This window comes from Daejeonella sp., from assembly GCF_030695525.1.
Taxonomy (GTDB): domain Bacteria; phylum Bacteroidota; class Bacteroidia; order Sphingobacteriales; family Sphingobacteriaceae; genus Daejeonella.
In genome coordinates this window covers 167,420-180,397 of the sequence record NZ_JAUYSS010000032.1, presented here as the reverse complement: position 1 = coordinate 180,397, position 12,978 = coordinate 167,420, and the positions used below count along the sequence as shown (strand labels likewise).

General features: G+C 37.3%; 12 protein-coding genes. 5 read left to right on the top strand and 7 right to left on the bottom strand.

All coding sequences use genetic code 11. The features are described 5' to 3' along the window. Position 1 precedes the first annotated feature (1 nt). The 5 genes from Q8S11_RS07860 to Q8S11_RS07840 are packed head-to-tail and all read right to left on the bottom strand — an operon-like array spanning position 2 to position 4,974. Complete coding sequence (locus Q8S11_RS07860; RefSeq protein WP_305661536.1) at positions 2–1,393, bottom strand: MBL fold metallo-hydrolase RNA specificity domain-containing protein; 1,392 nt, start codon at positions 1,391–1,393, stop codon at positions 2–4. A gap of 39 nt (positions 1,394–1,432) precedes the next feature. Continuing rightward, on the bottom strand, positions 1,433–3,310 hold the full coding sequence (locus Q8S11_RS07855; protein WP_305661535.1) for an ABC transporter ATP-binding protein: 1,878 nt from the start codon (positions 3,308–3,310) through the stop codon (positions 1,433–1,435). 52 nt (positions 3,311–3,362) lie between these two features. Next, entirely contained in the window at positions 3,363–3,902 is a 540-nt protein-coding gene (locus Q8S11_RS07850; RefSeq protein ID WP_305661534.1) for a hypothetical protein, read from the bottom strand. After that, on the bottom strand, positions 3,899–4,198 hold the full coding sequence (locus Q8S11_RS07845) for a putative quinol monooxygenase (protein ID WP_305661533.1): 300 nt from the start codon (positions 4,196–4,198) through the stop codon (positions 3,899–3,901). Before Q8S11_RS07845 ends, Q8S11_RS07850 begins: the two co-directional genes overlap by 4 nt. After that, positions 4,195–4,974, bottom strand: coding sequence for an S-adenosyl-l-methionine hydroxide adenosyltransferase family protein (locus Q8S11_RS07840; RefSeq protein ID WP_305661532.1), 780 nt, complete (start codon positions 4,972–4,974; stop codon positions 4,195–4,197). The genes Q8S11_RS07845 and Q8S11_RS07840 overlap by 4 nt, the downstream gene beginning before the upstream one ends. Before the next feature lie 104 nt (positions 4,975–5,078). Here Q8S11_RS07840 and Q8S11_RS07835 point away from each other — a divergent pair, with 104 nt between their 5' ends. From Q8S11_RS07835 to Q8S11_RS07820, 4 genes are all read left to right on the top strand, one after another. Continuing rightward, a complete protein-coding gene (locus Q8S11_RS07835; protein ID WP_305661531.1) occupies positions 5,079–6,041 on the top strand; it encodes a PhoH family protein in 963 nt (320 codons plus the stop codon). Positions 6,042–6,105: 64 nt separating this feature from the next. Next, positions 6,106–7,053, top strand: coding sequence for a phosphoribosylaminoimidazolesuccinocarboxamide synthase (locus Q8S11_RS07830; RefSeq protein ID WP_305661530.1), 948 nt, complete (start codon positions 6,106–6,108; stop codon positions 7,051–7,053). Positions 7,054–7,096: 43 nt separating this feature from the next. Continuing rightward, the gene (locus Q8S11_RS07825) at positions 7,097–7,468 is read left to right on the top strand and encodes an STAS domain-containing protein (protein ID WP_305364498.1); all 372 of its coding nucleotides are present in this window, start codon (positions 7,097–7,099) and stop codon (positions 7,466–7,468) included. Positions 7,469–7,489: 21 nt separating this feature from the next. Next, positions 7,490–8,401 (top strand): ribonuclease Z, encoded by a 912-nt coding sequence (locus Q8S11_RS07820; RefSeq protein WP_305661529.1) that lies wholly within the window; start codon positions 7,490–7,492, stop codon positions 8,399–8,401. A gap of 1 nt (position 8,402) precedes the next feature. Here Q8S11_RS07820 and Q8S11_RS07815 read toward each other — a convergent pair whose 3' ends face one another. Further along, positions 8,403–9,347, bottom strand: coding sequence for an MlaD family protein (locus Q8S11_RS07815; RefSeq protein WP_305661528.1), 945 nt, complete (start codon positions 9,345–9,347; stop codon positions 8,403–8,405). A gap of 88 nt (positions 9,348–9,435) precedes the next feature. Further along, positions 9,436–10,353 (bottom strand): N-acetylmuramoyl-L-alanine amidase, encoded by a 918-nt coding sequence (locus Q8S11_RS07810; RefSeq protein ID WP_305661527.1) that lies wholly within the window; start codon positions 10,351–10,353, stop codon positions 9,436–9,438. A gap of 65 nt (positions 10,354–10,418) precedes the next feature. Here Q8S11_RS07810 and Q8S11_RS07805 point away from each other — a divergent pair, with 65 nt between their 5' ends. After that, on the top strand, positions 10,419–12,977 hold the full coding sequence (locus tag Q8S11_RS07805) for a putative LPS assembly protein LptD (protein WP_305661526.1): 2,559 nt from the start codon (positions 10,419–10,421) through the stop codon (positions 12,975–12,977). Position 12,978: the final 1 nt, after the last annotated feature.

Genomic DNA, 12,978 nt, shown 5'->3' with positions numbered 1-12,978 from the left:
CTTAATCAAGCTGATAGGTTTTACCTTTTTCAGCGATCTCTACTGCATAATTTTCTTCACATAAGGCAACTTGCAAAGCTTCCATTGAGTTGATTTCTCCATGAACGAGAAATACCTTTTTTATTTGCTTTGGATTTTGCTGTTTTACGAAATTGACCAGATCACTTTGGTCTCCATGTCCACTGAAAATATCCGTTTGTTTTATCGTTGCAAATACCGACAATTCGCGGTGCCTTAAATTAATAACCGGGTCACCACGAAGAAGTCGATGACCTAATGTACCTTTTGCACAATATCCAATAAAGAGAATGGTACAGTAGTAATTAGAAATATTATAATATAAATGATCCTGAATACGGCCTCCTTCAAGCATACCTGCAGAAGAAATAATAATACAGGGTTCATAATAGTTTGATATTGCCTTGCTGGCATTCATATCCTGAATATATTCAAGGTTTTCAAATTCAAACTCATCGCCGAGTTTATTATAAAAGTCCTGAGCCTCCTCATTAAGTAATGCATGATGTTTTCTGAATACGTCAGTGGCATAACCGGCTAGTGGACTGTCTACAAATACCTTTATTCTAGGAAGAAGCCCCTTACTAAATATCCTGTTGAGGGAATATACCAAAGCCTGGGTTCTGCCAATGCTGAAAGCAGGTATAATCAACCTGCCCGGTGATTTGATACAGGCTTCATTAACTGTCTCAGTTAAAAGTTCATCGACACTTTGGCTGGATTTATGATTACGCCCGCCATATGTAGATTCACAGATAAGATAATCCACATCCGGGAGTGGTTCCGGATCCTGTAAAACCGGATAATTTTTCCTGCCGATATCACCACTAAAGCCAATTTTTTTTGTAATCCCGTGCTCTTCAATACTTAACACTGCGGCAGCAGCCCCTAAAAGGTGGCCGACCGGAATGAAAGTGAGGCTGACTTGTCCATTAATTTTAAAGGATTTATTAAATCCGATAGTCACAAAGCGATCAACGGTTTCCATTACATGCTTCTGAAGATACAATGGTTTTGGGCCATCTGAAAATCCACGTTTACCTCTGCGCTTTTTTCGCTGCTTACTGAGGAAAATATTGACCGAATCCAATAATAGCAGTTCTGTAAGGTCAGCAGTAGCCGGAGTACATAATATCTGTCCCTCAAATCCAAAACGTACCAGGGTTGGAAGATTCCCGGAATGATCAATATGTGCATGAGTGAGGATGACCAGGTCAATATCTGCCGGGGAAAACGGGAAAGCTTCATTCTCTTCAATCCAGGTATCCCGTTCATAATCTAATCCGCAATCTACCAGAATATTATAGTTATCGGTTTGAAGAAGGTGCATACTTCCGGTTACCTGTCGGGCAGCACCCCAAATAGTTAATTTCATAAATGTCTAAAACGCTGGTACTTTATAAAATTCAGCAGCTTAAATGATATTTTTTTCTTCTGGTTCCTGAATTTCGAGTTGTAACTGACTCAGATAACGGTATAATCCACCTTCATTTTTCATCAACTCAGCATGATTTCCGCTTTCCACAACTTTGCCTTTTTCCAGTACAATAATCTTATCAGCTTCACGTATAGTTGAAAGCCGATGTGCAATTATTATGGAAGTACGGTTCTTCATTAACTCCTCCAATGCTTCCTGCACCAGCCGTTCTGATTCTGAATCCAGTGATGAAGTAGCTTCATCCAGGATCAGTAAAGCAGGATCTTTCAAAAGCGCCCGGGCTATCGCAATTCTCTGACGTTGTCCTCCGGAAAGTTTCACTCCCCGTTCACCAACCAGCGTATCATATCCTTCAGGAAAGCCGCTGATAAACTCATGGGCATTTGCCCGACTTGCTGCCATAAGAATATCTTCTTCATTGGCATTTAATCTTCCATAAGCAATATTTTCACGTATTGTACCTCCAAATAATAAGACATCCTGAGGCACAATAGCTACCTGATTTCGAATATCAGTCAGTGAAAATTCAGTCGATGGAATACCATCAAACAGTAATGAGCCCGATTGAGTTTCATAAAAGCGCAGGATTAACCCTGCAATAGTAGATTTTCCTGCACCGCTTGGTCCAATGATTGCTACTTTTTCGCCTTTTCTGGCTTCAAAAGATACGCCATTTAATACGGTAATCTCTTTTCTCGACGGATAGGAAAACACAACATTCTGAAAATCAAGATTTCCGGATATTCTTTGATGAATAGCATTGTTTTCATCATTCATTGAAATAGGTTCATTCTCTTCAGCAAGTATTTCCAAAACACGCTCACTTGCCCCAAAGGCCTTTTGCATCGTAGCATACAATTCAGGGAAGCTGCCCATAGCTGCTCCAACAAATGTGGAAAGCAAGATAAACGTGAACATACTTGCGATACTGATTTCACCGGTTTGAACCAGATGTGAACCATACCATACCACAGAAACAATTGTTCCAAACAGACAAAAAACTATAAACGAAGCAAAAATACCACGGAATTTTGCCCCGCGCATGGCGATCTTTACAACTTCCCGAACACTCTTATTATATCTTCCAACCTCAAAAGACTCGTTTACAAAAGCCTTAACATTAGAAATGCCCTGAAGGGTTTCTTCAACAATAGTATTTGATTCAGCCAGTTTATCCTGTGCCTGCCTGGAAATTTTTCTAATAAACTTCCCAAAGGTAACTGCAATAACTACCAGAATAGGAAGTACCGCCAAAAGCATAAGAGTCAATTTGCCTGAAACCAGAATCAGGAATGTAATTCCGCCAATAAAAATGATGATTTGTCTGATCATCTCAGCTAAAGTGGTTGTTATAGCATCCTGTATCTGGGAAAGATCAGCAGACAGGCGACTGTTTAACTCTCCCACACGCCTTTGGGAGAAAAAATTCATGGGTAGCGTGATGAGTTTATGATAGGTATCCCGGCGAATATCAGCAAGACCTTTTTCTGCTACTTCAACAAACCAATTGATCCTGAAATATGAAAAGATAGCCTGAATAAATAATACCGCCAATAGAGTAAGGGCCACGGTGTTAATATCAGAGGGGAAAATATCCAGAATCTCATTTGGAACTATCTTTCCACCTTGTTCTGCCTGGGCACCAGTCCCAATCAATCTTCCCATTAAAAGTGGAAACAAAAATGAACTGGCACTTGAAAGTATCAGGCATGCTAAACCCAGAAAAAATTTCGTACGATAGGGTTTGAGATAACTTAATAATCTCATTACCTGTTTAATACTTTCTTTATTAATTTTTGCCTTGGGGAGTTCTTCAGCCTGAGCGTTTCCGCTGTTTAATCGAGCACGTGCCATCTTTTCGTAATAGTAATTTCACCTTTCACCGGAATTCCAAAAGTAACTTTATTTAAGCACTCTTTGTTGACGACATATCAATCTTGGGTAATTTTTTCAGTTTATATATATACCATATTGATGCAATAAGAGAGATAATGAGTAGAATCAAATAATTTGTTAGCCTGTCATAATCGGCAATGTTTTTCTCTGACTGAGTCCTTAATTTTTCATTTTCCTGCTGCAGTCGGGTAATCGTTAACTGAAATCTATCGATGCGTCCTTCAACTGTTTCGGCTCTTGTCTCAACCTGCTCTTTTTCAAGGTCCTTATAATCAAGAAGTATCTTAAGTTCAGAAAATATATCATTGTCTGTCAATACTATTTGGCGAAGAATATCATTGGAAAATTGCATATCTTTTTTTGTTTTTAAACCAAATATTCCGCTTCGCTTTCCCAGGCTACCTTCGTATTGTCCAAATCTATTGCTTCGTTCATCGAGCAGCTGGTTAATTTTCTTACGTTGTGTTTCATAGGCTAAGCTGTCATTCTGTGCGTTAACCTGACTTATTGAAATGATTAAAAGAACAATGATTGCCCCAATTTGCTTCATATTGATTTGTTTTGATTGAGAGACAAACTCCAGGCTTCTGCTTTTTCAGAAAACAGGGGCTTTACTTTTGACCAGGTATTGATAAAAAGATAGGAATATCTGTAGTTATCTAAATCCTCCTCACTAGTCCAGTAACTCAACGTAAAAAATGTACATTCATTATTGATGTCATTCATCAGATCGACACGAATACATCCTTCAAAAGCTAGGATTTGCTTTTGGGAAGCATAAAAAATCTCTTTAAAACCTTGCACACTCTCAGGCTTAAAGGTCAGTTTAACTATTCTTGTAATCATGATTTGAATTCAATTCTGACGATATCATTCAGATTCAGTCCCAGCAATCCGCTGGCGTTTCCCTTATTGATCGCTATTTCAAGATGGTTACTTATCCCGAACAGACAAAGTTTTTCACCTTCAGGAACTTCATTGTAGTGCCAGCTTAATTGCGAGATTGACTCATTTCTTTTAAAATAAAGCGTAAAACCACGATTTTGCTGAACCCTGGTAAATATTTCTTTGGTGATATTGGTTATAATGTTCTGAAACGAGTCTATATAGATCACACTTCCGCGGATAATATCCCTCTCGATTACAGGCTGCAGGGTCATCTTTTCTTCTATACCTGACACCGGGATTCCAATATCCTGTAATTTACCTCCTTTTGCCAGATGGCTGGCTGCTTTTGGAAATATATCTGAAAGTGGGAAATGAAGGTATTTTAGATCCTGCAAAATATTGAGCTCCACAATTTCTGAAGGATCTTCATCAAACAACAATGAGAATATACCATTGTCTGAACCTATGAAATAATGATCACGGTACTTTAGAGCCAGGTACTTTGTCTTTTCGTTAAATACAGAATCTATCCCAATCAGGTGTACTGTTCCCTTTGGAAAATAATGAAAAGAATTTTTTAATATGAAAGCTGCCTGAGGAATATTGAAGGCTGAAATGTCATGACTAATATCCACAATATTGGCTGTTGCAAACTGGCTAAGTATACTTCCTTTAAGGGCAGCCTGATAAAAATCTTTATAACCTAAATCAGTAGTTAAAGTAATTATTGCCATTTAAAATGTGAATATTTATTGTTATTCTTGCGATAGATAATAACGGTACAAATATTGAATTTTAATCTCAAATAATTACCCTCTGTACTAAAAATAAGCGCAACTTGAACGAACTGAACCTTAACATCGATAATGTTGACCCTGTTGTTATATGGGGGGCAAATAATGAGTATTTCGAAATAATCAAGAAGCATTTTCCAAAAATCAAGATTGTAGCAAGGGGTAACGATGTAAAAGTACTGGGTGACGTTAAGGAATTGGATCTGTTTTCACAAAAATTTCAGGAAATAATTAATCATATTGATAAATTCCAGACTCTGACCATCAGTAATCTTGAACAGCTTCTGGGTACAAGTATTCAAATTGTTCAGGATTCTGAAAGTACAGGTTCCAAAAGTGGTGCCGGTGCAGAAGCGATTGTTTTTGGCCCAAACGGTATAGTTGTTAAAGCAAGAACTGCCAATCAGCGCAAAATGGTTGACAGTATCAGTAAAAATGATATCATATTCGCAATTGGACCAGCAGGAACAGGAAAAACCTATACAGCAGTAGCATTGGCTGTTAGAGCCTTGAAAAACAAAGAAATAAAGCGAATTATATTAACAAGACCTGCAGTTGAAGCAGGGGAGAACCTGGGTTTTCTTCCCGGCGACCTTAAGGAAAAGATAGATCCTTACCTGCGCCCGCTTTATGATGCTCTCGACGATATGATTCCTGCTGATAAACTTAAGGTCTTTCTAGAAAACAGGACTATCGAGATCGCTCCACTGGCATTTATGCGGGGCCGAACACTGGATAATTGTTTTGTCATTCTGGATGAAGCACAAAATGCGACTGATCTTCAATTAAAAATGTTCCTGACCCGTATGGGGCCGACCGCCAAATTTATAGTCACAGGTGATGTCACTCAGATTGATTTACCCAGAAAGCAACAATCAGGTCTTAATACTGCTTTGAGAATTCTTGGAGATATAAAGGGCATAGAAATTATCTATCTTAACGGGGATGATGTAGTCAGGCATAAACTCGTAAAAAATATTCTTAGAGCCTACGGGGATATCCAGTAATTAAATTTCGGGGATTAGGTTTATTTTTCTGATTTTTACATCCTAAAATAAATAAGTCATTTAGATGAGTGCTATTCAAGAAACACACTTTAATTTGCCGGGTCAAAGCAAGTTTTATAAAGGTAAGGTCCGTGATGTTTATACCATTGAAGATAATTTTTTGGTAATGGTTGTTACCGATAGAATCTCGGCATTCGATGTAGTACTTCCTGAAGCTATTCCGTTTAAAGGTCAGGTTCTGAATCAAATTGCAGCTAAATTCCTGGCTGCTACTCAGGATATAGTACCTAACTGGGTACTTGATATTCCTGATCCCAATGTAACCATAGGTAAAATATGCGATCCCTTTAAAGTGGAAATGGTGATAAGAGGCTATCTTGCCGGGCATGCATGGCGTGAATATCAGACGGGGAAACATTCTGTATGCGGGGTTTCACTACCTGGAGGACTTAAAGAGAATGATAAATTACCAGTACCTATTATTACACCTACTACAAAAGCATCAATAGGACATGATGAAGATATTTCGAGAGAGGAGATCATTAGCCGAAATATTGTATCAGAAGATGACTATCTTCAACTTGAAAAATATACCCGTGCATTGTTCCAGAGAGGAACTGAGATGGCTTCAGATCAGGGATTAATACTAGTTGATACCAAGTATGAATTTGGTAAGGCGGATGGTAAAATTCACCTTATTGATGAAATCCATACCCCCGATTCTTCACGTTATTTTTATAAGGAAGGTTACGAAGAACGTCAGAATAAGAATGAACCACAAAAACAATTATCAAAGGAGTTTGTGCGTAAATGGTTGATTGACAATGGATTTCAAGGCAAGGAAGATCAATTGATCCCTGAAATGACACCTGAATTTGTTAAGTCAATCTCTGATAGATATATCGAACTATACGAACAAATTACTGGCGATAAATTCATTAAGCATTCCGATTCAAATGCGCTTAAAAGAGTTGAGAAAAACATAATTGAGGCTCTTAAAAGGTTGAGTTAATTATTATATTGTATTTAACTATTGTTTAGTTAACTTTAAAACTATGAAATTCACTGTCGATAAACACGAAAAATACGTTTTGATCAAGTTGAATGAGAATAAATTAAACAGTTTAATCTCACCTCAGCTTAAATCTGAGCTAATCCTTAGTAATACAGAAGGTCAGCGAAATATCATTCTGGACCTTTCTAATGTTAAATATTCTGATTCTTCCGGTTTGAGTAGCTTATTGGTAGGACATAGAATATGTAAAAACTCGGATGGTATTTTTATTCTGACAGGAATCAATGAAAATATTTCAAGATTAATAGCTATTTCACAGCTTGAGAATATTCTGAATATCGTTGGATCTGTCGATGAAGGTATTGATCTTATTTTTATGGAGGAGATTGAAAAAGAATTGAAAAGGAACTAAAAATATAGTCAATAACTGCTCATGAAATTTGAAGTAACTATTTTGGGCAGCAGTTCTTCAACCCCGATTTTCACCCGGAATCCTTCAGCCCAATTATTAAATGTGAATGAGAAGTATATTCTCATCGATTGCGGAGAAGCCACACAAAATCAGTTATTAAACTTTGGTCTTAAGGCTAACCGTATAGACCAGATTTTTATCAGCCATTTACACGGTGATCATTACCTTGGACTTGTTGGCCTGTTGTCCTCCCTTCATTTAAACGGACGTACCAAGCCTATGGATATTTTTGGGCCAGCCGAATTAAAGGAAATAATAGATCTTCAATTTAAACACTCCCAGACATCACTCAGGTACCAGATAAATTTCAGGCCTACTACCGATGATAAACGAAACCGAATATTTGAGAGTTATGATGTAGTGGTCGACAGCTTTCCTCTGGATCATCGTATACCTTGTACCGGGTTTTTATTTGCTGAAAAACAAAGATTGAGAAAAATGATCAAATCAAAGATTGATGATTTGTCAATTCCTTCAGAAATGATACCTCTTATTAAAAAAGGCCAGAGTTTTACGGATAATAAAGGTAATATACATCTTTCAGAAGAATTAACTACAGAAGCTGATCAGCCTAAAATATATGCCTATTGCTCTGATACAATTTGTAGCTGGAAATATTTAGAATATATCTCGAATGTGGATTTGTTATATCATGAAGCAACTTTTATGAATGATATGCTCGAAAGGGCGGAGGAAACCTTTCATACTACAGCTTTGCAGGCTGGGGAAATTGCCATGAAAGCAAATGTAAAAAAACTGCTGGTAGGTCATTTTTCGGCCCGGTATCGGGAGCTTGAACCTTTACTGGAGGAAGCAAAAAGCATATTTCCTGAAACTTCACTCGCAGTTGAAGGGCAAACTTTCCAAATCTAGATTAATCTTTCTTCCCGCCAAAAACTGAAAAGCTCACATAACGTTTTGGGTTTGCTTTAAGGTCGATCATTAGATTATCCAGGTTTGCAGCAGCGTTAGTAAGGTTATTGTACATCCGCTCATCATTGATCAGTTGTCCCAATGTACCGTTTCCTGAATTTACCTTATTTATTACGGTCTGAAGATCAGCCACTGCTTTATTGGCTTCAGTAATGGTTTGTGCAAAATTTGCTTTTGCTACTTCATCAGATACCTTTTCGAAATTGCTAACAATAGCAGTAATTTTTGAATTGTTATTCTTAAAATTAGCCGAAATGGATTCAAGATTGGTCATAATGCCCGATATTTTCGAACTTTGATTGCTGACAAGGCCATCAACTGTCCGTGTGGTTTTCTCCAATGTCTCCAGAGTACTTGCAATACTTGCAAAGCTCCGGTCGAAATTCCGTTGAAATTCCGGATTCAGGGTATTATTTACAGAAGTTAAGACCGAATCCATTCTGGCAATGATTTGTTCAGCTTTCTTTTGAACAGGCTCAACCTGATCCATCAAATCCCTTTTAACATTGGCGTTTAGAGTATCCCCATCTGCAGCAAAATCACTACCAGTCCCTAGTTCAAAAACAATTGCTTTACCCCCAAGAAGATCAGTACTTTCTAACTTGGCTATGGTATTTTTGGGAATCGCATATTCAGGGTCAACTTTAAACTGAACAAGTATTTGTCCATCAGGCTGTAAGGTTAAATTAGAGACCCGTCCAATCTGGTATCCATTTACCAATACCGGCTTTGAAACAGTCAAACCGTCAACCCTTGTATAAATGGCATAAAATTCATTCTCTCGTGAAAATACATCGTTGCCTTTAAGAAAGCTATAACCTACAATTAATACTGTTATGGCAACTGCAGCCAATACACCTACTTTGGTTTCGTTTGTAATTTTCATTAATATTTTATTGTTTTATCTGGATTCATTTTTACCAGGATTATAATATTCTGTGACAATCATTTGAATATACCTATTTTGCAATTAATCATTCAAGCTCAGCTTGTTTTTTATAGGTCTGAATCGCTTTCAATAAATTTCCAACGATTTCATTTTGTCCTGATTCAGAATTCATATATTCCTCTTCTTCAGGATTTGAAACAAAACCAATTTCTGTCAGAACTGCCGGCATTCCCGCTTTGGCTAAAACTGCCAGACTTTGTTCTTTAACGCCTCTGTCAATTCTACCACTAAGAATATATTCATCCTGCATAAAAGATGCCAACTTTATACTTTGTTCCCTGAAGGCATTTTTCATCAAAGATAATAGAATTATACTTTCAGGATCTTTTGGATCATAACCCTCATAATTGTCCTTATAATCTTTCTCGAGCAGGATGGATTCATTTTCACGCATAACAACATCCTGTTCATCCAGGCGTCCAAAACCTGAAACAAAAGTTTCTACCCCCTTTGTAGATGTACTTTGCACTGTCTTATAAATAGGAATTCGGCGACCACGACTGTCCTTCCGGTAACCACTGATTACTTTTTTTATTGGCATTGAATTACAGTGAATGGAAATGAACAAATCTGCTTTATTTCGATTAGCTATACCAATTCGTTCATAAAGCGGAACAAAAACATCAGATGTACGCGTATATATTACTTTAACGTCTTTTAAATTTTCCTCAATTGCTTTTCCCAAACGAAGTGTTACTTGGAGTGCAATATCTTTTTCCCTCGAAAATACCCCCTTAGTTGCACCATCATGACCACCATGCCCTGCATCAAGAACAATGGTTTTAATACGATAGGGTGTATCACTGAGAGAATTAGCAAAAGAAAATTGACCTGAGGCAATAAGGACAGCCAGTATTACGTAAATGTATCTTATCAATGCTATATTTTTGATTAATTTTGGACGCATATTATTATCTATCATTGCAAAAATAGTATTCATCATCGAATTTGAAATTTATTAGATCCATTTTTATCTATTTTTTTGCAGCTATACTATTTGCTGTTTCCATGAATGGGTCGGTTTATGCTCAGCAATCTGTTCTGCGATCTGATAACGCTTCCCCAGATACAACATTGCCTTCATCAAGCTCAAAAATAGATACTGTAACAAAAAAAATAAATAGTTCAGGATCATTAACATCTAAGGTAATCTATGGGGCTGTAGATTCAACAAACTTCGATATGATCAACAATATAGTCTTTTTGTATGGAAAAGCCCATGTAAAGTATGAAGATTTTGAAATTGAAGCCGACTATATCCGCCTTGATCAGAAAAACAACAGCATTTTTGCTAAAGGCAGGGTCAACCCTGTAAATAAAAGATACATCGGAAAACCATTGGTTATGCAAGGTGCAGAACCACCATTAAGTACAGATTCACTGTTTTTTAATTATAAAACCAAAAAGGGGAAGTCTTACGGCGTTTTTACTGATGTTGAAGGCGGCTTTCTTCAGGCACAGCAATTTAAGAAGAATCAATATGATGAAGGATTCTTCAAAAGAGGAATTTACAGTACCTGTAATTTACCACACCCTCATTTCGGAATTCACATAAGCAGGGGAATTGCTACAGATAAACAGATTATCACAGGTCCGGCATATCTTGTAATAGAGGATGTACCATTACCATTGGGTGTACCGTTTGGTTTTTTTCCAAAACCCAATAAAAGGTCAGGGGGGCTTCTTTTTCCAACATTTGGAGAAGATACCAGGGGCTTTTTTATGCGTGATTTAGGGTATTATCTCGGTTTAAGCGATTATTGGGACCTTTCAACAAGAGGCACGCTTTATTCAAAGGGATCTTATGAATTAGGAACAGCAGCACGATACCGAAAAAATTACAAATACGACGGGGGATTAAATTTCAGGTTTGCTTCAACAAAAAATGGTATTGAAGGTACACCATCCTATAAAACACCCAATAAAGATTTTAACTTAACGTGGAGTCATTCGCAAAGTCCGCTGGCAAATCCGGGTACAACATTCAGTGCATCAGTGAATGCAGGAACAGGATCATATTTTCAAAATACCGGTGCGGCTGGTACCTATAACCCTACCGAAATAGCAAGAAATACCCTTTCATCAAGTATCAGTTATGGTAAGGTTTTCGGAAATGGTCTGTTTAACTTTTCATCCAGTCTTTCACATTCACAGGATATCGAACAACAGACAGTATTCCTGGATCTTCCCCGCTTTAGTTTAAATATGACAACCCTGAATCCATTTGATTCAAAGGACAGGGCAGGAGAACAAAAATGGTATCAAAGGTTGAGTGTTGGATACAGTATGCAGGGAAGCAATTCAATCAATACAAAAGAATATGATCTCTTTAAAAAAGAATCATTAAGAGATTTTAGAAATGGCATACAGCATGATATCCCGATCAATTTATCCCTGAATATCCTGAAATACTTTCAATTCAATTCCGGGATGCAATACAGTGAAAAATGGTATTTGCAAACCATCCGAAAAAGGCTTGCTCCGGTTGCCTCAGGCTTTACACCACTTACCGATACCATTCAAGGATTCAGCAGAGTTTATGATTATAATGTAAATACAGGATTAGCAACTAAGCTATACGGCAAATTCAATTTTAAAAAGGGGAATTTAATTGCATTAAGGCATATAATGACCCCTTCAGTCAATTTTAACTACCGTCCCGATTTCGGCGCTGACCGCTATGGCTATTTTCGCAATCTGCAGGGAGATACATCTTTAATAAAAACGAGGTATTCAATTTATGATAATGCTGTTTTTGGTTCACCATCAGCTGGCAAGGTAGCCGGAATTGGCTTTAGTTTTGATAATAATATTGAGGCAAAGGTTAAGTCTACCGCAGACTCTTCCAAGAATTCCGTTAATATCCCGATCCTGCAAAGTCTAACTTTTTCGGGAAATTATAACTTTGCTGCTGAAATCTTCAAACTTTCTACTATCGGCTTTTCAGGCAGAACAGCCTTTTTCAAAGAAAAAATAGGGATTAATTTCTATGGAACCCTTGATCCTTATGCAATTGATAAGGATGGTAACAGAATCGATGACTTCGCACTAAAATCTGGAAAACTCTCCAGATTAACCAATTTTGGATTATCAACTGATTTTAGCTTTAACTCAAATGCTGCCAAAAACAGAAATCAAAATTTAAATCAGATCGATAAGTCAAAGCAAAACCTCTCTTCACAACAGCAGGAAGAGTTAAATGCCATTAGCAGGGATCCAAATGCATTTGTTGATTTTAATATCCCATGGAATGTCAGTGCAGCCTATAGTTTTAATTATTCAGTTAATGGACTCCAATCAAGCATATCAAATACACTTAACGTATTCGGAGATTTTAATGTTACTCCGAAATGGAAGGTTCAGTACACGTCCGGTTACGATTTTCAGTCAAATAAACTTAGTTTAACCCAATTTTCTATCTATCGTGACCTCCATTGCTGGGATCTTTCATTCAGATGGTCTCCAATTGGAAATTTTAAATTTTACAGCGTTGATTTGAGAGTTAAAGCTTCAATCCTCCAGGATCTTAAGCTCAGCAAACGCAGAGATGCCTGGAACAACTTTTAAT